25 protein-coding genes and 1 tRNA gene are annotated in these 23,279 nt (G+C 67.3%); 9 read left to right on the forward strand and 17 right to left on the reverse strand.

The annotated features are described in order from the left end of the window. Window positions 1-40: 40 nt before the first annotated feature. The 6 genes from groL to GO591_RS12075 all read right to left on the reverse strand — a co-directional run bounded on the left by groL (window position 41) and on the right by GO591_RS12075 (window position 4,600). Window positions 41-1,672 carry a chaperonin GroEL gene (gene groL, locus GO591_RS12050; protein ID WP_157157040.1) on the reverse strand — a complete coding sequence of 544 codons (1,632 nt, stop codon included), beginning with the start codon at window positions 1,670-1,672 and terminating at the stop codon, window positions 41-43. A 201-nt stretch (window positions 1,673-1,873) separates the two neighbouring features. Continuing rightward, window positions 1,874-2,137 carry an acetone carboxylase subunit gamma gene (locus tag GO591_RS12055; RefSeq protein WP_157157041.1) on the reverse strand — a complete coding sequence of 88 codons (264 nt, stop codon included), beginning with the start codon at window positions 2,135-2,137 and terminating at the stop codon, window positions 1,874-1,876. Between the two features lie 28 nt (window positions 2,138-2,165). After that, window positions 2,166-3,212, reverse strand: coding sequence for a DUF3048 domain-containing protein (locus GO591_RS12060; RefSeq protein WP_157157042.1), 1,047 nt, complete (start codon window positions 3,210-3,212; stop codon window positions 2,166-2,168). A gap of 64 nt (window positions 3,213-3,276) precedes the next feature. Further along, window positions 3,277-3,480, reverse strand: coding sequence for a cold-shock protein (locus GO591_RS12065; protein ID WP_157157043.1), 204 nt, complete (start codon window positions 3,478-3,480; stop codon window positions 3,277-3,279). Window positions 3,481-3,735: 255 nt separating this feature from the next. Further along, the gene (locus tag GO591_RS12070; RefSeq protein ID WP_157157044.1) at window positions 3,736-4,305 is read right to left on the reverse strand and encodes a LytR C-terminal domain-containing protein; all 570 of its coding nucleotides are present in this window, start codon (window positions 4,303-4,305) and stop codon (window positions 3,736-3,738) included. 4 nt (window positions 4,306-4,309) lie between these two features. Next, complete coding sequence (locus GO591_RS12075; protein WP_232466169.1) at window positions 4,310-4,600, reverse strand: DUF3263 domain-containing protein; 291 nt, start codon at window positions 4,598-4,600, stop codon at window positions 4,310-4,312. A 122-nt stretch (window positions 4,601-4,722) separates the two neighbouring features. Here GO591_RS12075 and GO591_RS12080 point away from each other — a divergent pair, with 122 nt between their 5' ends. Further along, window positions 4,723-5,826, forward strand: a complete 1,104-nt coding sequence (locus GO591_RS12080; RefSeq protein WP_157157045.1) for a heme/hemin ABC transporter substrate-binding protein — start codon at window positions 4,723-4,725, stop codon at window positions 5,824-5,826. A 1-nt stretch (window position 5,827) separates the two neighbouring features. Here GO591_RS12080 and GO591_RS12085 read toward each other — a convergent pair whose 3' ends face one another. Then, window positions 5,828-6,514: an HtaA domain-containing protein gene (locus GO591_RS12085; RefSeq protein ID WP_157157046.1), complete on the reverse strand. Its 687-nt coding sequence runs from the start codon at window positions 6,512-6,514 to the stop codon at window positions 5,828-5,830. Between the two features lie 120 nt (window positions 6,515-6,634). Between GO591_RS12085 and msrB the strand changes: the two genes are divergently transcribed. Both msrB and GO591_RS12095 read left to right on the forward strand, forming a co-directional pair. Beyond that, entirely contained in the window at window positions 6,635-7,042 is a 408-nt protein-coding gene (msrB, locus tag GO591_RS12090) for a peptide-methionine (R)-S-oxide reductase MsrB (protein WP_157157047.1), read from the forward strand. Beyond that, window positions 7,039-7,581 carry a nitroreductase family protein gene (locus tag GO591_RS12095; RefSeq protein ID WP_157157048.1) on the forward strand — a complete coding sequence of 181 codons (543 nt, stop codon included), beginning with the start codon at window positions 7,039-7,041 and terminating at the stop codon, window positions 7,579-7,581. The genes msrB and GO591_RS12095 overlap by 4 nt, the downstream gene beginning before the upstream one ends. A 12-nt stretch (window positions 7,582-7,593) precedes the next feature. Here GO591_RS12095 and GO591_RS12100 read toward each other — a convergent pair whose 3' ends face one another. The 4 genes from GO591_RS12100 to GO591_RS12115 form a co-directional block, all read right to left on the reverse strand. Then, entirely contained in the window at window positions 7,594-8,400 is an 807-nt protein-coding gene (locus tag GO591_RS12100; protein WP_198295469.1) for an alpha/beta fold hydrolase, read from the reverse strand. Next, window positions 8,400-9,380 (reverse strand): DMT family transporter, encoded by a 981-nt coding sequence (locus tag GO591_RS12105; protein ID WP_232466170.1) that lies wholly within the window; start codon window positions 9,378-9,380, stop codon window positions 8,400-8,402. The genes GO591_RS12100 and GO591_RS12105 overlap by 1 nt, the downstream gene beginning before the upstream one ends. A gap of 169 nt (window positions 9,381-9,549) precedes the next feature. Continuing rightward, a tRNA-Thr gene (locus GO591_RS12110) sits at window positions 9,550-9,626 on the reverse strand. A 24-nt stretch (window positions 9,627-9,650) separates the two neighbouring features. Beyond that, on the reverse strand, window positions 9,651-10,565 hold the full coding sequence (locus GO591_RS12115) for a DsbA family protein (protein WP_157157050.1): 915 nt from the start codon (window positions 10,563-10,565) through the stop codon (window positions 9,651-9,653). 236 nt (window positions 10,566-10,801) lie between these two features. Between GO591_RS12115 and GO591_RS12120 the strand changes: the two genes are divergently transcribed. From GO591_RS12120 to GO591_RS12130, 3 genes are all read left to right on the forward strand, one after another. After that, on the forward strand, window positions 10,802-11,899 hold the full coding sequence (locus GO591_RS12120) for an ABC transporter ATP-binding protein (protein ID WP_157157051.1): 1,098 nt from the start codon (window positions 10,802-10,804) through the stop codon (window positions 11,897-11,899). A 79-nt stretch (window positions 11,900-11,978) separates the two neighbouring features. Then, complete coding sequence (locus GO591_RS12125) at window positions 11,979-13,247, forward strand: DUF4032 domain-containing protein (protein WP_157157052.1); 1,269 nt, start codon at window positions 11,979-11,981, stop codon at window positions 13,245-13,247. A gap of 86 nt (window positions 13,248-13,333) precedes the next feature. Next, on the forward strand, window positions 13,334-14,602 hold the full coding sequence (locus GO591_RS12130; RefSeq protein ID WP_157157053.1) for an endonuclease/exonuclease/phosphatase family protein: 1,269 nt from the start codon (window positions 13,334-13,336) through the stop codon (window positions 14,600-14,602). Between the two features lie 102 nt (window positions 14,603-14,704). On the opposite strand, the gene GO591_RS12135 is transcribed toward GO591_RS12130, so the two are convergent. Further along, complete coding sequence (locus GO591_RS12135; RefSeq protein WP_157157054.1) at window positions 14,705-15,706, reverse strand: NAD(P)-dependent alcohol dehydrogenase; 1,002 nt, start codon at window positions 15,704-15,706, stop codon at window positions 14,705-14,707. A gap of 144 nt (window positions 15,707-15,850) precedes the next feature. Here GO591_RS12135 and GO591_RS12140 point away from each other — a divergent pair, with 144 nt between their 5' ends. Beyond that, the gene (locus GO591_RS12140) at window positions 15,851-16,579 is read left to right on the forward strand and encodes a TetR/AcrR family transcriptional regulator (protein WP_157157055.1); all 729 of its coding nucleotides are present in this window, start codon (window positions 15,851-15,853) and stop codon (window positions 16,577-16,579) included. A gap of 47 nt (window positions 16,580-16,626) precedes the next feature. Here the strand turns inward: GO591_RS12140 and GO591_RS12145 are convergent, their stop codons facing one another. Continuing rightward, entirely contained in the window at window positions 16,627-17,085 is a 459-nt protein-coding gene (locus tag GO591_RS12145; protein ID WP_157157056.1) for an Lrp/AsnC family transcriptional regulator, read from the reverse strand. A gap of 132 nt (window positions 17,086-17,217) precedes the next feature. Between GO591_RS12145 and GO591_RS12150 the strand changes: the two genes are divergently transcribed. Next, entirely contained in the window at window positions 17,218-18,474 is a 1,257-nt protein-coding gene (locus GO591_RS12150; RefSeq protein ID WP_157157057.1) for a trans-sulfuration enzyme family protein, read from the forward strand. Here GO591_RS12150 and rlmB read toward each other — a convergent pair. The 4 genes from rlmB to GO591_RS12170 form a co-directional block, all read right to left on the reverse strand. Further along, entirely contained in the window at window positions 18,471-19,460 is a 990-nt protein-coding gene (gene rlmB, locus GO591_RS12155) for a 23S rRNA (guanosine(2251)-2'-O)-methyltransferase RlmB (protein ID WP_157157058.1), read from the reverse strand. The genes GO591_RS12150 and rlmB overlap by 4 nt on opposite strands. Then, a complete protein-coding gene (cysS, locus tag GO591_RS12160; RefSeq protein ID WP_157157059.1) occupies window positions 19,453-20,871 on the reverse strand; it encodes a cysteine--tRNA ligase in 1,419 nt (472 codons plus the stop codon). Before cysS ends, rlmB begins: the two co-directional genes overlap by 8 nt. A 24-nt stretch (window positions 20,872-20,895) precedes the next feature. Next, a complete protein-coding gene (ispD, locus tag GO591_RS12165) occupies window positions 20,896-22,065 on the reverse strand; it encodes a 2-C-methyl-D-erythritol 4-phosphate cytidylyltransferase (RefSeq protein WP_232466171.1) in 1,170 nt (389 codons plus the stop codon). Window positions 22,066-22,174: 109 nt separating this feature from the next. Further along, complete coding sequence (locus GO591_RS12170) at window positions 22,175-22,657, reverse strand: CarD family transcriptional regulator (protein ID WP_157157061.1); 483 nt, start codon at window positions 22,655-22,657, stop codon at window positions 22,175-22,177. 145 nt (window positions 22,658-22,802) lie between these two features. Between GO591_RS12170 and GO591_RS12175 the strand changes: the two genes are divergently transcribed. Then, complete coding sequence (locus GO591_RS12175) at window positions 22,803-23,276, forward strand: hypothetical protein (protein WP_157157062.1); 474 nt, start codon at window positions 22,803-22,805, stop codon at window positions 23,274-23,276. Window positions 23,277-23,279: the final 3 nt, after the last annotated feature.

A 23,279-nucleotide genomic window follows, 5' to 3' on the forward strand; every position in this document is an offset into this window, starting at 1 on the left:
GCGCCTCCTCGCGGAGACGCCCTTCGTGTAGTGGGACTGCTTAGAAGTCCATGCCACCGGTCGGGTCGCCGGCGGGCATGCCGCCGTTCTTCTCCGGCTTGTCGGCGACAACGGCCTCGGTGGTGAGGAACAGACCGGCGATCGACGCTGCGTTGAGCAGCGCGGAACGGGTCACCTTCACCGGGTCGGCGATGCCGGCAGCGAGCATGTCGCCGTACTCACCGGTCGCGGCGTTGAGGCCGTGTCCGACGGGCAGGTGACGCACCTTGTCGGCGACGACACCCGGCTCCATGCCAGCGTTCATGGCGATCTGCTTCAGCGGCGCGTCGATCGCGACGCGAACGATGTTCGCACCGGTCGCCTCGTCGCCGGTCAGGCCGGTGAGTCCGTCGGTCTCGAACGCGATCTTGCCAGCCTGGATCAGTGCAACGCCACCACCGGCGACGATGCCCTCTTCGACGGCAGCCTTCGCGTTGCGGACGGCGTCCTCGATGCGGTGCTTGCGCTCCTTGAGCTCGACCTCAGTCGCGGCACCGGCCTTGATGACTGCAACACCACCGGCGAGCTTCGCCAGGCGCTCCTGCAGCTTCTCGCGGTCGTAGTCGCTGTCGGTGTTCTCGATCTCGGCACGGATCTGCTTGACGCGACCCTGGATCAGGTCGTGGTCACCCGCACCCTCAACGATGGTGGTCTCGTCCTTGGTGATGACGACCTTGCGGGCACGGCCGAGCAGGTCGAGGGTGGCGTTCTCGAGCTTGAGACCGACCTCCTCGCTGATGACCTGACCACCGGTGAGGATGGCGATGTCCTGCAGCTGAGCCTTGCGACGGTCGCCGAAGCCGGGGGCCTTGACGGCAACCGACTTGAAGATGCCGCGGATCTTGTTCACGACGAGGGTCGCGAGCGCTTCGCCGTCGACGTCCTCGGCGATGATGAGCAGCTGCTTGCCGCTCTGGATCACCTTGTCGACGATCGGGAGCAGGTCCTTGATGTTCGAGATCTTGGAGTTGACGATCAGGATGTAGGGGTCCTCGAAGACCGCTTCCTGACGCTCCGGGTCGGTGACGAAGTACGCCGACAGGTAACCCTTGTCGAAGCGCATGCCCTCGGTCAGCTCGAGCTCGGTGCCGAAGGTGTTCGACTCCTCGACGGTGACGACGCCCTCCTTGCCGACCTTGTCCAGAGCCTCGGCGATGAGCTCACCGATGGCGGGGTCAGCGGCCGAGATCGACGCGGTGGCGGCGATCTCTTCCTTGGTCTCGATCTCCTTGGCGCTGGAGAGCAGCTCGGCCGAGACGGCCGCGACGGCCTTCTCGATACCGCGGCGGAGGCTGATCGGGTCAGCACCGGCTGCGACGTTGCGCAGGCCCTCACGCACGAGCGCCTGGGCGAGAACGACGGAGGTGGTCGTACCGTCACCGGCGACGTCATCCGTCTTCTTGGCGACCTCCTTGACGAGCTCCGCACCGATCTTCTCGTACGGGTCGTCGAGCTCGATCTCCTTGGCAATCGACACGCCGTCGTTCGTGATGGTGGGGGCGCCCCACTTCTTCTCGAGCACGACGTTACGGCCACGCGGGCCAAGCGTCACCTTCACCGCGTCGGCGAGGATGTTCAGGCCGCGCTCAAGACCGCGACGGGCCTCTTCGTTAAAAGCAATGATCTTTGCCATGTGTGTTTCTCGTCCCTCCCGGACGTTTCCAACGCAAGTATTTGGCACTCGAACGGTAGGAGTGCCAACCTCAGTTTTAGCACTCGCCTACTGAGAGTGCAAGGCAGGTGTCGGTGGGTGCGGAAACTCTGTGACACTTCTCACGCAGGGACGTGGCTCACGGAGCCTTCACCTACCGGAAGGCCAGACCGCGGCTGCCGGTCAGACCAGGTCTGCGACGGTGAAGTCCAGCTCGAGGTCGTGCAGCACCTCGTCTCTGTTCCACCGCACATCCGTCGCGAGCAGGGCCCCGCAGCTTGGGCAGGCGAACGCTTCGGCGACAAGTTCCGAGTGCAGCCCGACCTTCGGACCGAGGTCCTCGGCGCTGAGTTGGGACCGTGCCGAGAAGTCCTTCCAGTTCTTCTCGGCACTGCCAAGAACATGGCCGCAGTCGCATGCGGTGCAGGGGCGCCCGTCGACGTGCACGCGGGAGATTCCCGAGGCCTGACGCGGGCTACGGGGCGCCGAACTCCACGGATCCGCGGTCGGGAACCAGCTCGACCCAGGTGTTGCCCGGCGCGAGTCGCACGGTGACCCCGTTGTCGTCGACCAGGTGGATCGTGTCGGTGGCGCTGGCCTTGCTCCAGGTGGCATGCACGACGCCACCGCCGGTTGCCACCCAAGCTTCGCCGCTGCCGATCAGTTCGGTCTTCGGGATGTCCTGGCTCACAGTGACCGGAACGCGCACGATGACCAGGTTCGTGGCCTTCAGCTGAGCGCCGCTCTGGTCGGTGTCGATGGCGCCGCCGGTCATGAACCGGGCCCACGTCCCCGCTGCGGCATCCCAGGTCCAGGCCGGCGTCGCGGAGTCTCCGAAGCGAAGGTCGACCCGGGCGGTGGGGGCGCCATCCTTGGCGGCCGTGGATGACGGTACATCCAGCGAGAACGCGAAATGCTGCGCCGGTGCCGCCAGGTCTTTGTGCTGCCCGACGACCTCCTTCGCCTTCACATGCACGTTGTGCGGGGAGGGTTTGGCCTTGGACCGGAAGAAGGTGTCGGCGGTGTCGGACTGCCCGTGGATGGCGTTGTAGACCGGGGCATCCCGCATCATCGCGATGAACCGCTCCTGGCCGCCGGAATAGGCGACGACGCCACCGAGCGGCGAAATGATGTCGGGGTCCATCGGGCGGATCGAACGCACCGGACCGAAGGTTTCCGGCACAGTCGAATGCCACACGGCGACGTAGCGGGTCATCCCGCCCTCGACGAGCTCCTCGAAGACGATGTCGGTGGCTTCCAGCCCGAACTGGGGGCGGGCGGCCGGATGGTTGTCGATCTTCGCCGCGATCGAGGGGTGGTCGAGGGCATCCGGTTCCACGGTCCGGCCAGTGAGCGGCGCGAGCACGGTGGGCGCCGGGGTCTCGTAGCTGGACTGCCAGACCGGCTGCGCATCAGGCCCGGCGGGCATCGCGTCCCCGCTCGTGCAGCCTGCAATCATCACGGCTACGCCGGACGCCAGCACTATTGCGGCGCGCAGCCGCATCTTCCCCCCAGTACGCACGACGAAAGACTAACGCCGCCCGGCTGCCCGGACGGCGTTAGTGCATCGTGCGCGTGTCGTCCGGCTAAGCCAGGCGGACCGACTCGGCCTGAGGGCCCTTGTTTCCGGTACCGACCTCGAAGACGACCTGCTGACCTTCCTCAAGAACCTTGTAGCCACTCATGTCGATGGCGGAGTAGTGGACGAAGACGTCCTGTCCCCCCTCATCGACGGTGATGAAACCGTAGCCCTTTTCAGCGTTGAACCACTTCACGGTCCCATTCGCCATGTGTTACTCCCTGCTGTGTCCATACAGCGCGAGCGTGCTTGCCAGCGCCGGGCCGAGCGCAGTTTCCTGCATCACCTAGGCCAGGACAATTGCGACTCTGCGGGAATCCCTGTCATCCCCCGGGCTTAGATGGGCGACCAATCCCAGATAGTAGCGGGAACGCGACGAAAAGTAGAGAGTCTTTCTTCTGTTGGTGACACAAAGTCATCACGATTCAACAGAAATCAAACGCCAGCGAAACATGACGTCGGTTTCTCAGCCTGCATCGGGCTCGTAATCGGCCCCGATCACTACCGTGAGGGCGGCACCTGGGAACGCGTCCGAGAGCACCACGTCCTCGATGCCGAGCGCGAGCGCAACGCCGCGAGCGACGCCCTCATTCTCGGGAACCGAGTAGTAGACGGTGCTCGTCTCAACGTCGGGTTCGGCGGTGTTGGTGCGGCTGCCGATCGGCCAGCCGTCATCCTCCAGGTCGTCGCCGACGGAGTTCGCGAGCCCGCTCCGGGTCGTGCCGTTCAACACCGTGATGGTGATCGACGAGTCAAGCGTGCTCGGATCGGTGACCGGCTCGGCGGTGGACCCCGGTTCGGGCTCGGTCGCCGCCGGCGGCTGCGCTTCGCCGGGCAGACCGGGCAGTTCGATGCGCAACGAGTCGCTGACCCGGGACAGCGCGAACAGGCCGAGCCCGGTGAGCACGACCACGGCGAGTGCCGCCCAGGCGAACGTGATCCAGCCGCGGCCCTTGCGGCGTGCAGCACGATGAGCGCCGACTCGGTAGAGGTCGTCGGGCAGGTCGTCGAACTGGTCTTTGGGGAAGGTGGGCATGATCCTAGCGCTGCAGGTCGGTGGTGAACGATCGCGCGGCACGGGCACGCGTCCTGGCCTCACGAACCCGATGCAGTCTCTTGACAAGCATGGGGTCGTACTCGAGTGCCGCCGGTGAATCGATCAGCGCGTTCAGCACTTGATAGTACCGGGCAGCCGACAGGTTGAATTCCTCTCGGATTGCCGCTTCCTTGGCGCCGGCATGCCGCCACCACTGGCCTTCGAACTCGAGGATTCGGATGTCGCGGGGCGTCAGTGCGTGCGGATCATCCGCTTGCTCTGCCCCAGCCGCCACGTCGTATCCCTTCGCAATCGAACGCAATACTAGGCCGGGGCCGCTGGGAGCCCGACGCATCCAGCTGGCCTGTCGCTCGGCATCGATAGAATTGACAGTCTCATTCACGGAAGCGAGTTGCCATGCGAAAGCGTCCCGCATTCGCGGTGGCGGCCGCCACGGTGGCACTGGCAGCACTCACCGCGTGCACCGGCGCGCAGGGCACCACCCCGGACCCGGCACCGACCGCCGTGTCGACGGCACCGCTCGCCGACCTCGACATCCTCGATGACCCGCGCTCATTCGAAGGCCCTTCGACGGCCCTCCTTCAGCAGGACGACATCGAGCCGATCACCGAGTCCCCCCAACAGCAGCTCCCCACCACGGTGACATCGCACGACCGCAGCGGCGATCAGCCCGTCAGCGTGACGAGCACCGACCGCGTGCTCGGACTCGACATCGCCGGCTCGATCGCGGCGACCATCGCCGGGCTCGGGTTCGCTGATTCGCTGGTCGGTCGGGATGTCTCGACGACCTTCCCCGCAGCGGAGGACTTGCCCGTGGTCACCTCCAGCGGGCACAGCATCAATGCGGAGGCGGTGCTGTCCCTGCGGCCCACCCTGGTGATCACCGACGGCACCATCGGGCCGATCGACGTGGTGCTGCAGCTGCGCGACGCCGGGATCCCGGTGGTCTTCGTCGACCGTGAACCGAGCATCGCCGGTGTCGGCGAGCTCGCCCGTCAGGTCGGGGCCGCCTTCGGCGCTGCCCATACCGGGGAGCTGCTCGCCGCGCACCTGCTCGAGCGCACCGAGCAGAAGATCGCCGAGATCGCCGAGATCGCGCCCACCGATCCGGACGATCAGGTGCGGGTGCTGTTCCTGTACCTGCGTGGCAGCGCGGGCATCTACTACCTGTTCGGCGCGGAATCCGGCGCGGACGTGCTGATCAATTCCCTCGGCGCCCGCGACATCGCCGGCGAGAACGGGTGGGACGGCATGAAGCCGATGACCGACGAGGCCCTGATCGCGGCCAACCCGGATTTGATTCTGGTGATGAGCAGCGGCCTCGAAAGCGCGGGCGGCATCGACGCGCTGCTGGCCGAGAAGCCGGCGATCGGCCTGACTGCCGCCGGCGAGCGTCGCCGGTTCGTCGACATGGACGACGGCGACATCCTCAGCTTCGGTCCGCGCCTGCCCGACGTGCTCGACGCGCTCGCCAGGGCCATCTACGCCCCCGGCCAATAGGTCAGTCGGCGCTGCGGCGAGCGCGTCTGGTCAGCACCACTCCGACGCCGACACCGACGACCGCGGCTCCGCCCATCGCCCACAGCGCCCAGGCAGGCAGCCCGGGGGCGGCGAGTTCACAATCGGCGGGGGCTACGTAGCTGAGGGTGAGCGGGTCGAGCTCGGTTCCCGCCTCGTACGTGCCGAACGCCTCGGCACCGGATGTCGTGAGCACCGCTGGCACATCCACGAACGTCGTCCGACCTGCCGCGACGGTCGCCTCCGGCAATTCCAGTTCGGCGAACTCGACCTGCGAGGCATCCACCCGCTCTCCCTGCTGGGTGGTGCCGGAGACATCCAGCAGCAGCATTGCCGACTCGCTGTCCACGATGCGCACGGTCGGGTTCGCAACGGTGGTGTCGAGGATGCCGTCATGCCCGGTGAACTGTACTGAGCCGCCGAACGACACCTCGCCGGAACCGTCAGGCAGCGCACCGCTGCCGCCGCTCCAACTGAACAGCGGAGTCGTATAAGTGGCGCCATCCGCGACGGTCCACTCACCGTTCGCGATGCTGCCGCTGATGTACGCGCGGAACGACTCCTTGAATCCCCAGTCGAGGCTCGCGTCCTCAATCGTGCAGCCGGCCTGGGCGACCGGGTTCGCTCCGAGGGTCGCCAGCGCCGCGACGGCGATTGCGGTGCGGATCACGTAACACGACTCCCGTTACCTTGAGGATTGCCTACGATACCAATGCGGTCGCAGGGCTCGCCGGGAACATCTCAGGCCTTCCCGCGTTTAATGTCACTGGACCCACGAAGGAGCACCACGATGACTTACAAAGTGACGAAGACCGAAGAGGAATGGCGCGAGGAGCTCGGCGCTGACCGGTACGCGGTTCTCCGCAAGGCTGGTACCGAGCGCGCCTGGACCGGCGAACTGCTCGACGAGGAGCGCGCCGGCCTGTACACCTGTGCCGCCTGCAACGCGGAACTGTTCAAGAGCGGCACCAAATTCGACTCCGGATGCGGCTGGCCGAGCTTCTACGAATCGATCAACCCCGCCGCGGTTGAGCTGATCGAGGACAACACGCTGGGTATGCAGCGCACCGAGGTGCGCTGTGCCAATTGCGGCTCGCACCTGGGACACGTCTTCCCGGACGGCTTCGGCACGCCCACCGGCGACCGCTACTGCATGAACTCGTTGTCGCTGAACTTCAAGGCGGCCGACGAAGCGTGACGCTTCGCTCCGCCGTCGAGCGGCGCCGCTCGTGGCCGAAGGTCACCGACGCCGCCCCCACCCACGACGAGTTGCTGCCGCTGGTTCAGGCGGCGGCATCCGTCGCCGACCACGGCTCGTTGCGACCGTGGCGGCTGATCGAGTTGCGGGGGGATGCCCGGGAACGCCTCGGGGTCGCCCTTGCCGCGGCCGCCGGGCTGGAGGGCTCCGCCGCCGAGAAGCTGGCCGCGAAACCGCTGCGCGCGCCGCTGCTGATCGCGATCGTGGCGTGCCGGAAGCCCAGCCACAAGGTGCCGCACTGGGAACAGGATGCCACCGCCGCGGGTGTCGGTCACCTGCTCAGCCTGCTGCTCGACGACGCTGGCTGGGGCGTGATCTGGCGCACCGGCGGGCACACCCGCAGCAAGCAGGTGCGCAAGATGCACCACCTGGCCGAGAACGAGGAACTGCTCGGCTGGCTCTACGTCGGCGGCATGCCGGAGCCAGGCAACGTTCCGCGCCGCGGCATCGACCCCGAAGAGTTCATCTCCGCGCTCTAACGACTCCGCGCTCTAACCGACGAGGAACTCCGCGACCGTGATCGCCATCTCGCGCGGCTCCCACCGGTGGTCGGATGCCGCGACCTCGCGAAGCTCGGCATGCGGCAGGTTCGCGACGAGCGAGTCGGCGGCCGGACGCATCACGTCGAGCGTCTCACTGCCGACGAGCACGAGGGTTGGGGCGGCGATGCCCGCCCACAGGGCAGAACGCGCGGCGGACTGAGTCCAGGCGAGCGACTCGGAGTCGGGTTCGAGGCTCGGCGCCAGGCCGGTCATCACCGCCCAGGCGTCGCTGTGCTTCGCACCCTCGACCCACTCGGGAGGAAAGTCGCTCATGAAGTACTCGACGGTCGCGCTACCGTCGCCCACGGCGATCCGTTCGCGGAGCCCGTCAAGGAATTCCGCGCCGTCGGTGCCGAGTTCGTCATCGAGCGGCACCTCGAACAGCACCAGCTTCGAGACCGGCAGGCCAACCGCGGCCGCGGCGAGGGCGATTGCTCCGCCGGAGGAATTGCCGAACAAGGCGACCGCGTCGTCGGCGCCATCGGTGAGCTCATCGACGATGGCCCGCAAATCTTCGATCGTCTGCGCGAGCGTGATGGGCGCGTGAGCGGGGCTCTCGCCGCGGCCACGCCGGTCGTAGCGGACGACTGCGAACCCGCGCTCGGCCAACAGCTGCTGAAGTTCGGCGGTCGTCGGATCGAATGCACGGAATTGGAAGGCCCCGTCCACCAGGATCACCGGCGGCCCGGAACCCTGACGGTCGAACGCGATGCGCGTGCCATCGGCGCTGATCACATACTCAGACATCTTGCTCATCACCTCCGTGCTCTGGCGGGGATCGCGGCAACCACCACGGCGATCAAGGTCAGCACTGTGCCGAGGACCGTGACCGGGTGAACCGGTTCATCGGTCGTCGGAAGCAGGATATCGAGCACCAGAGACGCCAGCAGCTGACCGGCGATCATCCCAAGCCCGAGCAGCAGCACGCCGGTGAACCGCACCACGAGCGCGCCACCCGCGATGAACAGTGCACCGAGCAGGCCGCCGGTGTACAGCCACCAGTCGGACGGCAGCGCGGGGGGCGGCCCGGTGATGACAAGGCCGCCGGCGACGACCACGGCGAGCACCGCGGTGCCGACCACCCCGCTGACCAACCCTGCGGTGTGCGCGGATCCGCTGGCCTCACGCACCTCCCCGTTGGCGGCCTGCTGGAAGCCCGCCCCGAATCCGGCGACCAGCGGCAGCGCCAGCATCCAGAACGGGATATCGCCCTGCAGTTGCGGAGATACGGCGACGACCACGGCCACCAACGCCAGCGCCGAGCCGGTCAGCCGGGGCCAGGTGAGCCGCGTAGGCGGCATGCTGCCGAAGCCGGTGCGGTCGATGACCAGGCCGCCGATGGTCTGCCCGCTGACCGAAGCCACGGTGAACATGGCCACGCCGAGCACGGCGGCGGTTAGAGACTGCGCAACCACGAACAGCGCGCCGGCGGCACCACCGGCCAGGTGCCACCAGGGTATCTGGCGTGCGCCGACAGCACGTATCAGCGCGCGGATCCCGGCCTGCCCGGGGCGCCAGAACGGCAGAACCGCGAGCGTGCACAGCACCGACACCACGAATGACAACAGCGCTGCGAGGTAACCGTCGCCGAGTTGCTCGCCGAGCGCACCATTGACGCGCGCCTGGCCGGCGAGCATCGCGCCGAATACCATCGCCAGCAGGGTTGCGCCGACGGATCGTGCTCGGTTCGGTCTCGGCCGGGAAACTGCCGGCTTGGCGGAGGCTGCGGATGTCACGCGCTTACGTTACGCCGTCCGTCGGCGCGGCGTAGTCGCACGCTCGTCTGGATCCCCGATCGCCATGGACATCCGGCGCAGCCGACCGAGTGGCGACCTTCTCTCGACAACCATGCCCTCACGTTAGTGCGCGACGCGGCGACGATCGCCACCCACCGGAGACAAAGAGTGGAGCCCCTTGTCGGATTCGAACCGACGACCCCCGCTTTACAAGAGCGGTGCTCTGGCCAACTGAGCTAAAGAGGCGGATGAAAACCAATCCTAATGGCGTCAGGGGGTTGGTACTGGAGCCGGCGTCTCGGTGGACTTCTTGTTGAACACGCTGCCAGCCGCTTGCGACACGACCTGTCCAAACTCCTGGGCCTCGAACGGGCGGCTGTAGTTGTACTTGGCGCCGTTCACGAGGATCGTTGGAGCGCCGCGCACCTTGTCGACTTCGCTGTCCGGGATCGGACCATTCAGGGCACGAGCGGTCGCATCCTTGACCCAGGGCCGGAACTGCTGGTCGTGGATGCACTTCTCAATGGCGTTCGCGTTGCTGACGTCGGCGCCGCGAATGACATCGAACAGCGCGGCGTCATTCAGTCCGGGCTCGCCCTCGCCGGGCTGTTCGGCGAACAGTGCCGCGTTCACATCGAAGAACGAGTTCGGCGAGTAATTGGCCACGCAGGCGGCCGCGTTGGCAGCACGAGTTGAGTACTGCGTCGCGGCGGACTCGCCATCGAGCAGGGAGATCGGGTGGATTTCGACAGTCGCGGCGCCTTCGGAGATCCATGCGGCGATCTGCTCATTGTTCTCGGCTTCGAACTCAGCGCAGAACTTGCAGTTGTAGTCGATGTACAGGCGGATGTCGATGACATCGTCGGTGTTCTTCGTCGAGGGCACCGGGCTCTTGTCCGCTGCGAGGCCGACGGTCTGCACGGCCTCAAAGTTCTGGCCGATTTTGATGCCATCGCTCAGCATGTTCCGCGGACCGGGCGCTGCGGGGCGCACCGAGTTCACGATGATCAGTGTGACGGTGGCGATGATCGCGACCGCGACGACCGCCAGCCCGCCCTGGAGCAGCCAGCGGTTCCTGCGGTCCAGCTTCTTCTGCGCAAGGCGCAGTTCCTTGGCCTTCTCGCGAGCCACTTCGCGGCGCTCGCTCGTGGTCAGGCGATCGTCGCCGGGACCGGTATCCGTCACTGAAAAACCTCACTCGATTCTGCCTACGGCTGGCCCGATAAAGATGACGAATGCCCTCGGGACAGGCCTGAAACAGCGTAAGAGCCCTGTCTGGGAGTTCCCAGACGAACGCGGGAACAGCATAACGATCGCTCGCCTCTCTCCAAACCAATGCCATAATGAGCGCAGTCACCCACATGGGTGCATCCATTCACTACGGATCGTCCGGCACGTACCTGCCGGTGAAGGAGAAAACCATGGCAACTGTCACGTTCGACAAGGCAACCCGGCTCTACCCGGGATCCACTCGCCCCGCAGTCGACGCAATCGAACTCGACATCGAGGACGGCGAATTCCTCGTTCTCGTCGGCCCGTCGGGCTGCGGCAAGTCGACCACCCTGCGCATGCTCGCCGGCCTCGAAGAGGTCAACGACGGCAACATCTTCATCGGCGACCGCAACGTCACCGACATCCCGCCGAAGGACCGCGACATTGCGATGGTTTTCCAGAACTACGCGCTGTACCCGCACATGACCGTCGCCGAGAACATGGGCTTCGCGCTCAAGATCGCCGGCGTCGGCAAGGAAGAGCGCGCCACCCGCGTGCTCGAGGCGGCGAAGCTGCTCGACCTGGAGCCGTACCTCGACCGCAAGCCGAAGGCCCTCTCCGGTGGTCAGCGTCAGCGTGTCGCGATGGGCCGCGCGATCGTCCGCCAGCCGCAGGTGTTCCTCATGGATGAGCCGCTGTCGAACCTGGATGCGAAGCTGCGCGTGCAGACTCGCACCCAGATCGCGAGCCTGCAGCGCCGGCTCGGCGTCACCACCGTGTACGTCACCCACGACCAGACCGAGGCGCTCACCATGGGCGACCGGATCGCGGTCCTCAAGGACGGCGTGCTGCAGCAGGTGGGCACCCCGCGCGACCTGTACGAGAAGCCCGAGAACGTCTTCGTTGCCGGCTTCATCGGCTCCCCCGCGATGAACCTGTTCCACGCCGACGTGGTCGATGGCGGGCTGCAGTTCGGCACCGCGGTCGCTCCGGTCGAGCGGGACACCTTCGCGAGTGTGACCGGCAAGAGCGTCACCATCGGCGTGCGCCCCGAGGACGTCATCGTCAGGCAGGACGGCGAGGGCCTTCCGGTTGAGGTGGATGTCGTCGAGGAACTCGGCGCCGACGGCTACCTCTACGGCCACACCGAGGTCGACGGCCAGCGCGTCGACATCGTCGCCCGGGTCGACGGCCGCAACCACCCGAACGCCGGTGAGAGGGTCTTCATCACCCCCGAGCCGAAGCACATCCACGCATTCGACCTCGAGACGGGCGAGCGGCTCAACCGGGCCGTCGTCGCAGCCTAGGGATCCGAATCAACTCCTCCCGCTGGTCGAGCGCGCCGAGACCCGGTCTCGGCACACTCGACCAGCGGTTTTTCTCGATATGACGGCATCCCTTTCCATCACCTCCGCGGTCACCGACCCGGCGCTGCTCGACCTCCCGTGGAACCTTCCGCTGGACGTCTGGCCCGAAGACACCATCGCCGCCCTGCCGAAGGGAATCTCCCGGCACCTGGTGCGCTTCGTGCACTTCGGCGGCCACGTGATCGCGATCAAGGAGACGACCGCCGAGATGGCCGGTCGCGAGTACGAGCTGCTGCGCACGCTGCAGAAGATCGACATCCCCTGCGTGGTTCCGCTCGCGGTGATCACCAACCGCACCGATGACGCGGGCAACCCGCTCGACTCGGTGCTGGTCACTCGCCACCTGAAGTTCTCACTGCCCTACCGGGCGCTGTACTCGCAGACCCTGCGGCCAGACACCGCCGCCCGCCTGGTCGACGCGCTCGCGGTGCTGCTCGTGCGCCTGCACATCGTCGGCTTCTTCTGGGGCGACGTGTCGCTGTCGAACACCCTGTTCCGGCGCGACGCCGGCGCCTTTGCCGCCTACCTCGTCGACGCAGAGACCGGCAAGCTCTACGACCGGCTCTCGAATGGGCAGCGCGAGAACGACCTCGAGATCGCACGCGTCAACATCGCCGGCGAACTGCTCGACCTGCAGGCCGGCGGCCGGCTCGACCTGGAGCTCGACGCCATCGAGATCAGCAGCGGCATCGTGCAGAAGTACCGCGATCTCTGGCAGGAGCTGACCGGCTCCGAGCAGTTCGACGCGTCGGAACGCTGGCGGATCGCGCAGCGCGTGGAGCGGCTCAACGACCTGGGCTTCGACATCGAAGAACTCGCGATCAAGACCGACGAGACCGGCTCGAAGGTGCGCATCCAGCCCAAGGTGGTCGACGCCGGCCACCACTCCCGCCGGCTGCTGCGGCTCACCGGTTTGGATGCCCAGGAGAACCAGGCCCGCCGCCTGCTGAACGACCTGGATGCCTACGTCGCCACGCAGGGCAAGAAGCTGGACGAGGAACAGGCCGCGCATGACTGGGCCACGAGTGTGTTCGAACCGGTCATCCGCGCCATTCCCCGCGATCTCAAGGGCAAGCTGGAGCCGGCGGAGCTGTTCCACCAGCTGCTCGACCACCGCTGGTTCATGTCGCAGAACGAGGGCCGCGATGTGCCGCTGGCCGAGGCGCTGTCCAGCTACATCGACGAGGTGCTCCGGCATCGCCGCGACGAGGCGACCGTGATCGCCCCGGCAACCGGGGCGATCACCCTGCCGATCCCAGTGCAGGGCGACTGGCGCGACCGGGTCTAGCGACATCCGCTCACCTGAGGTTCTTCCGTTGGCTACCTGATGCCCCTACTTTGAGGGGGAATCTGTCAGCGTACGAAGGAGAGCGCATGTCCACGAAACACCGCGTCACCACCGCACTGACCGCCACTGCGGTCGGTGTGCTCGCCGCCGCGACCCTCGGTGCGGGTGCCGCCGTCGCGGCCCCGCCCGCGGGCGCCGGCACCACCGACCTGCGGGTCGCGACCTACAACCTGTCGCTCAACCGCTACGTCGAGGGACAGCTCGTCACCGACCTGAGCACCACCACGAATGCCCAGGCGAAGACGGTCGCCGAGATCATCCAGCGGACGAACCCCGACATCGTGCTGCTGAACGAGTTCGACTTCGTCGAGGGTGGCGTCGCTGCCGACCTGTTCCGCGAGAACTACCTCGAGCTGTCTCAGGGCGGCGCCGACCCGGTCGTGTATCCCTACGCCTACGTGGCGCCGTCGAACACCGGCGTCGCGAGCGGCTTCGACCTCAACAACGACGGCGCGACGGTCACCACGCCGGGCGCTCCCGGATACGGCGACGACGCCTTCGGCTTCGGCGCGTTCGAGGGACAGTACGGCATGGCCGTGCTCTCGAAGTACCCGATCCTGACCGATGAGGTCCGCACGTTCCAGAACTTCCTCTGGAAGGACATGCCCGGTGCGCTGCTTCCGGATGCCCCGAACACAGCGGCGCCAGCCGACTGGTACTCGGCCGAGGAGCTCGACGTGGTCCGCCTCTCGAGCAAGTCGCACTGGGACGTGCCGATCGACGTGAACGGGCGCACCGTGCATGCGCTCGTCTCCCACCCGACACCGCCCACGTTCGACGGCGCCGAAGACCGCAACGGCAAGCGCAATCACGATGAGATCCGGTTCTGGGCCGACTACGTCACGCCTGGCAAGGCCTCGCGCTACGTCTATGACGATGCGGGCGCCACTGGCGGCCTCAAGCCGGGCGAGTCGTTCGTGATCCTGGGCGACCAGAATGCCGACCCGCTCGACGGCGACTCGGTAGACCAGGCGATCGACCAGCTGCTCGACCACCCGCGCATCACCGACCCGCTGCCGGCCTCCGACGGAGCGGTCGAGGCATCCGCGCTGCAGGGCGGCGCGAACCTCGCGCACCGGGCCGACCCGGCGTTTGACACGGCCGACTTCAATGACAACCCGGCCCCCGGCAACCTGCGCGCCGACTACGTACTGCCGTCGAAGGACCTCAGCGTGCGCGACGCCGGCGTGTTCTGGCCGGTGCAGGCGGACCCGCTCTCGGCGCTCACGGGCGAGTTCCCGTTCCCGTCGAGCGACCACCGGCTGGTGTGGGTTGACGTGAAGGTGCGCGGCTGACCCCGCGTTCTGAAGGCGACGCATGACGGATGCCGCGGGCTTCAGCTCGCGGCATCCGTTTGTCGTTCGTCGGGCGCCGGCGGCACGCGCATTAGGCGCTCGCTAGGCGATTCGCAGAACGACGCTGCCCGTCTTGTGCCCCGTGTCCACGTAGCGGTGCGCCTCGACGACGTCGTCCAGGTCGTAGGTGCGGTCGGTCACCGGTCGCAACGCACCCGCGTCGGCGAGCCGGGACAGTTCGGAGAACTGGTCCTGCGAGACGGGCGTGCCCGAGATTGTCACGAGCTTGCCGCTGCGGCGACTGTCCCGCGACGCCCGCACCATACTGCGCAGGCTCGTGACAACCAGCAGCAGCGCACCGCCGGGCTTGATCGAGTCGGCAACCCGGTCGAACGGCGCATTGCCGACGCAGTCGAGGATGGCGTCGTAGGTTTCACCGTTCTTGGTGAAGTCCTCAGCCGTGTAGTCGATGACGCGGTCTGCGCCGAGCGAGCGGACAAGGTCGACGTTTCGGGTGCCGCACACAGCGGTGACCCGCGCACCGCGCTGCTTCGCAAGCTGCACTGCGGCGGTGCCGACGGCCCCCGACGCTCCATTGACGAGCACCTCGTCGCCGGGGCCGACCCCCGCCCGCTCAAGGAACGCGAGCGCAGTATGCCCGCCGAACACGAGCGCGACGGACTCCTGCATGTCGAGGCTGGCGGGTTTGCGCGCGATCGCCTTGGACTGTGGCACCCGGGCGTACTCGGCGTGGGCGCCGAACATCCCGCCCGGCATCGCGATGATCTCGTCACCGGGGGCGAAGCCGGTGACCTTGTCACCAACGGCAACCACAACGCCAGCGAGATCCATGCCGAGGACAGGCTTACGCGGACGGAAGAACCCGAGCGAGATCGGCACCAGGAACCCGAGGCCCTCGGGCAGGTCGCGACTGCGCATGCGGTAGTCGGCGATGCTCACGGTGCTGGCGTGCACGCGCACGAGCAGCTCGTCGGCCTTCGGCGTCGGCGTCGGTCGCTGCTCGACACGGACGGCCTCGGGTCCGCCGAAACGGTAGGCCACGGCAGCACGCATCCGCGTTCCCGGCTTTTGTTGGGTTTCCATGACTACGTCTCCTTGCCTTACGTTGTAAGTCTTACGATGTAAGTTAGCGCGGTATCGTGGAGTTGTCGATAGGTTCACGAAAAATTTCGACTATCAGTTCGGCGGCGTGAGCCGCCTTGTACCGTTGAGGCGAAGGAGGCAGCGATGTCGTCGATCGCCGCGCGGGGCACCGAGCCGGTTCCACAGCCGGACGAGCAGCCCGCCGCGCGCCGGAATCCGCTCACCCGTGAGCGCGTCCTGCAGACCGCTGTCGACCTCGCCGATGCCAGCGGCATCTCGGCCCTCACCATCCGCAGGATCGCCGAGCAGCTCGGCGTCGAAGCGATGTCGCTGTACTACCACGTGGCCAACAAGGAGGCGATCCTCGACGGGGTCGTCGATCTCATCTTCGGTGAGATCGAGCAGGAGGTCGGCGGGTTCACGGTGCCCGCAGCGGACGGCTCCTGGAAGGCCGCCCTCCGCGAACGCATCCTGGGCGCACGCACGGTCATGCTGCGGCATCCGTGGATCCCGTCCGTGCTCGACACCCGCGCAAACATCGGATTCACCCAGGCGCGCTACATCGACTCGGTCGTCGGCACCCTGCACTCAGGCGGATTCTCGTACGATCTCATCCACCACGCCATGCATGCCCTCGGCAGCCGCATGTTCGGGTTCACGCAGGAACTCGGCGATGACAACAACGCCGGTGGCGACGACCTCGCGCAGCTGGCCGAACACGTGCCGCACCTCGCGAGCATGCTCGCGGTCGTCGCGCACACCGACCCCGAGTCGACCCTCGGCTGGTGCGACGACCAGTTCGAGTTCGAGTTCGGCCTCGACATCGTGCTTGACGGGCTCGACCGGGCGCGGCAGCGCGAGTCGCGCGACTAAGGGAGTATCCGCAACCGATCGCTACCCAACCAGCGAACTGCGCGGGATCAGGCCAGCAGGTGGGCGAGGCCCTGCCCGGGCACGTGCTCGAAGACCAGGTTGGTCTCGGTGTGCGCGACGGCCGGATGCTCGGCCAGATGCTCGAGCACGAAATCGCGCAGCTCGGTGGCTCCCCTGGCCACGACGTGCAGCAGAAAGTCGTCGGCGCCACCGAGTTGGAACAGACCGAGCACTCCCGGCCAGCGCGGCGCCTCATCGCGGAACGACTCCACATCCTCGCGGACGATCGACACCAGCCGCACCGCGATCAGCGCCTGCACGGTGACCCCGAGCGCGTCGAGATTCACTTCGGTGCGGTAGCCCAGCACGATTCCGTCGGCATGCAGGCGCCGCAGCCGCATCGACACCGTCGACTCCGACACCCCGGCGGCCTGTGCGAGCGTTGCTCCCGACACACGGGCGTTCGCGGTCAGGGCCCGAAGGAGCGCGCGATCAACCTCGTCCATGCTGCCTCCACGTTCTTCGATTCGGATGCCGCCAGCCCTGCTGGAATCGCATCTTCTTCGAGAATCGGATGCCTCGTCGCATGACCTGCGCACACTCTTGCATAGAGCCGGCGGTTCTGCTGCGCTAGCCGCATGTTGGCTCCTGATTCGCGCTTCGAGACGCGTGCTGTGCACGCCGGCTTGGACGGCATCGCCGAAAGCGGCGGGCACGTGCCGCCGATCGACCTGTCCTCCACAAACCCGCTGCCCGGCGTCGAGGTCGGCGGGGACTCCTACGAGAACCTCGCCACCGGTGGCTCGCTGCTGCCTGGCCACTCCGCCGTCTACCAGCGGCTCTGGCAGCCGGGGGTCGCCCGGTTCGAGACCGCGCTGGCCGACCTGGAAGGTGCCGAAGCCGCCGTCGCCTACGCCAGCGGAATGGCCGCGCTGGCCGCGACCCTGATCGCCACCGTGCAAGAGGGCAAACCGCATGTCGTCGCACTGCGCCCGCTCTACGGCGGCACCGATCATGTGCTCGACAACAGCCTGCTGGGCACCACCGTCAGCTGGGTGACCGCGGTCTCCGACATCCCGGCGGCCCTCCGCCCGGACACCGGCCTCGTCATCCTCGAATCGCCGGCGAACCCGACGCTTGAACTGGTCGACATCCGCGCCGCTGTGGACGCGGCCGGGTCGGTTCCCGTGCTCGTCGACAACACGTTCGCAACGTCGGTGCTGCAGCGTCCGATCGAGCACGGGGCGACGCTGGTGCTGCACTCCGCGACGAAGTACCTCGGCGGGCACGGCGACGTGGTCGGCGGTGTCATGGCCACCAGCGAGGATTGGGCACGCAAGCTGCGGCACATCCGCGCGCTGACCGGTGGGTTGATGCATCCGCTGGCCGCCTACCTGCTGCACCGCGGGCTCCGCACCCTGCCGCTGCGGGTGCGTGCCCAGCAGCAGTCCGCACAGGAGGTCGCCGAGCGGCTGACCGGACATCCGGCCATCGCGCACGTGCACTACCCCGGCCTACCGGGCGGCGACCCGGCCGGATTGCTCGGCCGGCAGCTGGCCGGGGCAGGCTCCATGCTCGCCCTCGACCTGGCCGGCGGGTTCGACGCCGCGGTCGCGTTCACCGAGGCGCTGCAGTTGATCACGCACGCCGTGTCCCTCGGCGGAGTGGACTCGCTCGCGCAGCATCCGGCGTCGCTGACGCATCGCCCGGTGGCCGCCGCGGCAAAGCCCGGCGGCGGCATCGTGCGCCTGTCGATCGGACTCGAGCACATCGACGACCTGGTCATCGACCTGGAACGCGCCCTCGACGCCGCCGAGGCGGCAGTAGGGACCGCCGCCGAGACCGCCGCGGAGACAGCGACCGAGGCAGCCGCCGCCCGGGAGCAGTTCGCCTAGACCGCGCGGGCCCTGGCGATCTCGTACAGGGTCACGGAGGCCGCGATGCCGGCGTTCAGCGACTCGGTCGCCGAGCTGATCGGAATCGACACCACCGCGTCGCAGGTCTCGGTGACCAGACGCGACAGTCCCTTGCCCTCGCTGCCGACGACGATCACCACGGGCTCCTTCGCCAGCGCCAGGCCGGGCAGCGAGACATCCCCGCCGCCGTCCAGGCCGAGCACGAACACGCCGCGTTCCTTGAGCGCCTTCAGCGTCTGCGTCAGGTTGGTCGCCATCGCGACCGGGGTGCGCGCGGCCGCGCCGGCCGAGGTCTTCCAGGCGGACGCGGTCAGCCCGACCGAACGGCGCTGGGGCACGATCACACCGTGCCCGCCGAACGCGGCAGTCGATCGGATGATGGCGCCGAGATTCCTCGGGTCGGTGACTCCGTCGAGAGCCACGAACAGCGGCGTCTCACCGGTGCTGAGCACCTTGTCCAGCAGCTCCATCGGATGCGCGTACTCATACGGCGGCACCTTGAGAGCAAGGCCCTGGTGCACCGAGTCGAACGGGGTGAGCCGATCGAGTTCGGGTCGCATCACTTCGAGGATCGCGATCCCGCGCTTGTTCGCGAGCGAGAGGATCTCCTTGACCCGGTCGTCCATCTCGAGACGCGTGGCCATGTACAGCGTGGTCGCCGGGATCTTGGCGCGCAGCGCCTCGAGCACCGAGTTCCGTCCGGTGACCATTTCGTGGTCGTCCGGCTTCTTCTTCTGCTGGCGCGGCCGCGGCGTGCCACCGGATGACGCGGGCTTGCCGTGCCGGGCACGGGCCTCAGCCAGCCGTTCCTGCGCGATCTTCCGCTTGCCCGCGACGTGCCAGGAACGGTCCTCCGCCTTCGGGGTCGGGCCGCGCCCCTCGAGCGCCTGCCTGCCCTGGCCGCCAGAGCCGACTGCAGCTCCCTTGGTCTTCTTACTCGCGCCGGGGCGCCCTGGCTTAGCCATCAATACTCCAATGTGACCCGTTGGGGCTGTCCTCGATTGAGATCCCCGCGGTGGTCAGTTCGTTGCGGATCCGGTCCGCGGTTGCAAAATCCTTGTCCTGCCGAGCGCGGTCACGCGCTGCCAGCAGGTTGTCGATCAGGGCGCCCAACGCGACCCGCGCCGGCTCCTCAGCGTCATGCCGCCACTCGGGGCTGAGCGGGTTGATGCCGAGCACCTCGGTCATCGCGGTGACCTCTCCGCGGATGCTCGCCACCGTGGCCAGGTCCTCGTCATCAAGCGCGGCGTTGCCGGCGCGCACCCGGTCGTGCAGCACGCCGAGGGCTTCCGGGATGGCGAGGTCGTCGTCCATCGCCGAGGCGAACGCGTCCGGCACCACGGTCACGCCGTGCGTGGCGAAGCGGGTTTCGGCCAGCCGGCGGTCGGCGCGGACGAGGAACACCTCGATGCGGTCGAGCGCCGCCTCGGCCTCGTTCAGGGAGCCGTCGTGGTAGTCGATCGTGGATCGGTAGTGCGCGGCGCTCAGGTAGTAGCGGATCACCAGCGGGGACGCCAACTCGAGGAACTCGGCCGCGTAGATCGAGTTGCCGAGCGACTTCGACATCTTCTGCCCGTTGATGTTCACGAGTCCGTTGTGCACCCAGTAGCTGGCGTAGGCGTCACCGGCGGCGCTGGACTGCGCGAGTTCGTTCTCGTGGTGCGGGAAGCGCAGGTCGAGGCCACCGCCGTGGATGTCGAACGCCGGGCCAAGGTAGCGCGAGCTCATCGCCGAGCACTCGATGTGCCAGCCAGGTCGGCCATCGCCCCACGGCGACGGCCAGGCAGCGGACTCGGGCTCGTCGCTCTTGTGGCCCTTCCAGAGCGCGAAGTCGCGCACATCACGCTTGCCGCGGGTTTCAGCATCGGCGGAGGCCGACATGTCATCCGGCTTCTGCCGGGTGAGCTCGCCGTAGTCGGGCCAGGTGCGCACGTCGAAGTAGACGTCGCCGGTGGCGTCGTCGGCGACGTAGGCGTGTCCCCGTTCGATCAGCCGGGTGATGATCTGCTGCATCTGCTGGATGCTGGCGGTTGCGCGCGGTTCGTAGGTCGGCGGCAGGATGCCGAGCCGGTGGTAGCCGGCGGTGAATTCGAGCTCGTAGCGATAGGCGAGCGCCCACCATGGCTCGTTGCTGCCCACCGCGTTGACCAGGATCTTGTCGTCGATGTCAGTGACGTTGCGCACCAGCGTCACGTCGAAGCCGCGGTAGCTCAGCCAGCGCCGCCACAGGTCGTAGACCAGGGCGGACCGCAGGTGCCCGATATGCGGCGACGACTGCACGGTGGGGCCGCAGACATACATGCCGACCTTGCCGTCGACGAGGGGAACGAAGTCTTTCAGAGACTGCGATTTCGAGTCGTACAGGCGTACCGTCACCGGGCAAGTTTATCCGGACGCATGTCAGGAAGGCAGGCGACCGACCAGCGCCGACGCGATGACGGTGATTCCCTCGCCCCGTCCGGTGAATCCGAGCCCGTCGGTGGTGGTCGCCGCGACACTCACCGGAGCGCCGACTTTCGCCGTCAGGTGGGCCTCGATCTCGCGTCGGCGGGGCCCGATCTTGGGACGATTGCCGATGACCTGCACCGCCACGTTCGCGATCCGGAAGCCGGCGTCGGTCACCAGCGCGACCGTCTCGGCGAGGAACACGTCGCCGCGGGCGTTCTCGAAGCGCGGGTCGGCGGTGCCGAACCGGCCGCCGATGTCGCCCAGCCCGGCGGCGCTCAGCAGTGCGTCGCAGATCGCGTGCGCCACGGCATCCCCGTCGCTGTGCCCGGACAGACCAGGTTCGTCGGGCCAGTGGAGACCCCCGAGCCACAGTGGACTGTGCTCGTCGAAGCCGTGCACGTCGATGCCGATGCCGGTGCGCGCACCGGTCATCGTCCCGAGTTCCTGTTCGGCACGGCGAAGGTCCCAGGAGGTGGTGATCTTGAAGGCATCCGCGGTGCCCGGCACTGTGAGCACCCGGTAACCCGCCGCGGCGAACAGCGCACCGTCATCGGTGTACTCCTCGGTGGCCGCCGCGTAGGCGCCGACCAGTTCTGCGCGCGGGAAGCCTTGCGGGGTCTGCACCGCGACCAGCTCGGAGCGGTCGACGGTCTCCAGCACCGCGGCATCCTCGTCCACCCGTTTGACGGTGTCGCTGACCGGCAATGCCGGCAGCACGCCGTCTCCGCTGACGGTGACCCGGCGGGCGATCGCGTCGAACTGCGCGCTGGGTGTCAGCGGTCGGGCGGCGTCGTGGACGAGCACGGTTCGCACCGACTCGAACAGTGCGGCGATCCCGGCGCTCACGGACTCCTGCCTGCTTGCCCCGCCGGCAATGACGGTGACATGGTCGGCCGCCGGTCCGGCAACGGATGCCGCCACCTCACGGGCGGCGTCAAGGTGCGAGCTCGGCGCCACCACGATCACCTGAGCCGGCTCGGCCATACCGAACACCCGCTCCAGCGCGTGGGCGAGGATGGTGCGTCCGGCCAGCGGCACGAAGGCCTTCGGTTCCGGGCGGCCGAGGCGCGTACCGCTGCCTGCTGCGACCACGATGACGGCGACGGCAGGCTGAACGGGCATGCTCCGAGGGTACTGCGGCGGGGGCATCCGTTCCGCTCGGAGGATTTCGGCGGCACGATTAAAGCACGAAACCCCTCACGGGGAGGGGTTTCGTTCTTGTGCCTCAGGGCTAGGAGGCGAGAACCTCGTCGAGAACGCTTGACGCCTTCTCCTCGTCGGTCTTCTCTGCGAGCGCGAGCTCGGAGATCAGAATCTGACGGGCCTTGGCGAGCATCCGCTTCTCGCCCGCGGACAAACCGCGGTCCTGATCGCGGCGCCACAGGTCGCGAACGACCTCAGACACCTTGATGACATCACCGGACGCAAGCTTCTCGAGGTTCGCCTTGTAGCGGCGCGACCAGTTGGTCGGTTCCTCGGTGAAGGGAGCACGGAGCACCTCGAACACGCGGTCCAGGCCCTCCTTGCCGATGACATCGCGGACGCCGACCAGGTCGACGTTCTCGGCAGGCACCTCAATAGTCAGGTCACCTTGGGTGACGTTGAGCTTGAGGTATTTCTTCTCCTCGCCCTTGATCATTCGGGTTTTGACCTCAATGATGGTCGCAGCACCGTGGTGGGGATAGACGACAGTCTCGCCGACCTCAAAAAGCATAGGATTGATCCTTCCGCAGACAAAAGATTCTACCACAGGTAACTCTCAGTTAGGGTTACCTAACAAGCCGCAGCGGGACTGCGCTCGATAGGCTTATGTCAAACCGGGTTGATTCTGCCCGTCTATTGCTCTGGAGGTCCCAACAGTGACACACGGTGCCGTCACGAAGCGCTTCATCTCGGCCGCAGCCCTTGCTGGTGCGTTCGCCTTGGGCCTGAGCGGATGTTCCTACGTGACTCCGCAGGCGACGACGGTGGAGTACAGCGCGAGCGATGGGGTCAACGGGACCGTTGGCGACGTGCAGATCAGCAACCTGCTTGCCTTGAGTGAGGATGGCGCGGATGTCGCCCTCGTGGGTCGCCTGATGAACAACGGCGACTCGAACGCTCAGGTGAAGATCGCCTCCGTGGACTTCCCGGAGATCTCGACCACCGTGTCCGTCCCTGAGGGCGAGTACGTCGACCTGGGCGCCGATGAGAGCTTCATCCTCGAGGACATCGACGGCGAGGTCGGTGGCGACCTGCACCTCTTCGTGCAGTACGGCGACAGTGAGCCCACCACACTGAACGTGCCGGTGCTCGACGGTGCCCTTCCGGAGTACGAGCAGTACCTGCCGTAACCG

Source organism: Diaminobutyricimonas sp. LJ205 (genome assembly GCF_009755725.1).
Lineage (GTDB): Bacteria > Actinomycetota > Actinomycetes > Actinomycetales > Microbacteriaceae > Ruicaihuangia.

Bases quoted from the DNA above. Each gene is read 5' to 3' on its own strand.
- GO591_RS12065 (WP_157157043.1), bottom strand. From the start codon at position 3,480: ATGGCGAATGGGACCGTGAAGTGGTTCAACGCTGAAAAGGGCTACGGT.
- GO591_RS12140 (WP_157157055.1), top strand. From the start codon at position 15,851: ATGTCGTCGATCGCCGCGCGGGGCACCGAGCCGGTTCCACAGCCGGAC.
- groL (WP_157157040.1), bottom strand. From the start codon at position 1,672: ATGGCAAAGATCATTGCTTTTAACGAAGAGGCCCGTCGCGGTCTTGAG.
- msrB (WP_157157047.1), top strand. From the start codon at position 6,635: ATGACTTACAAAGTGACGAAGACCGAAGAGGAATGGCGCGAGGAGCTC.
- GO591_RS12135 (WP_157157054.1), bottom strand. From the start codon at position 15,706: ATGGAAACCCAACAAAAGCCGGGAACGCGGATGCGTGCTGCCGTGGCC.
- GO591_RS12170 (WP_157157061.1), bottom strand. From the start codon at position 22,657: ATGCTTTTTGAGGTCGGCGAGACTGTCGTCTATCCCCACCACGGTGCT.
- ispD (WP_232466171.1), bottom strand. From the start codon at position 22,065: ATGCCCGTTCAGCCTGCCGTCGCCGTCATCGTGGTCGCAGCAGGCAGC.
- GO591_RS12120 (WP_157157051.1), top strand. From the start codon at position 10,802: ATGGCAACTGTCACGTTCGACAAGGCAACCCGGCTCTACCCGGGATCC.
- GO591_RS12100 (WP_198295469.1), bottom strand. From the start codon at position 8,400: ATGAGCAAGATGTCTGAGTATGTGATCAGCGCCGATGGCACGCGCATC.
- GO591_RS12125 (WP_157157052.1), top strand. From the start codon at position 11,979: ATGACGGCATCCCTTTCCATCACCTCCGCGGTCACCGACCCGGCGCTG.
- GO591_RS12145 (WP_157157056.1), bottom strand. From the start codon at position 17,085: ATGGACGAGGTTGATCGCGCGCTCCTTCGGGCCCTGACCGCGAACGCC.
- GO591_RS12070 (WP_157157044.1), bottom strand. From the start codon at position 4,305: ATGCCCACCTTCCCCAAAGACCAGTTCGACGACCTGCCCGACGACCTC.
- GO591_RS12150 (WP_157157057.1), top strand. From the start codon at position 17,218: ATGTTGGCTCCTGATTCGCGCTTCGAGACGCGTGCTGTGCACGCCGGC.
- GO591_RS12130 (WP_157157053.1), top strand. From the start codon at position 13,334: ATGTCCACGAAACACCGCGTCACCACCGCACTGACCGCCACTGCGGTC.
- rlmB (WP_157157058.1), bottom strand. From the start codon at position 19,460: ATGGCTAAGCCAGGGCGCCCCGGCGCGAGTAAGAAGACCAAGGGAGCT.
- GO591_RS12080 (WP_157157045.1), top strand. From the start codon at position 4,723: ATGCGAAAGCGTCCCGCATTCGCGGTGGCGGCCGCCACGGTGGCACTG.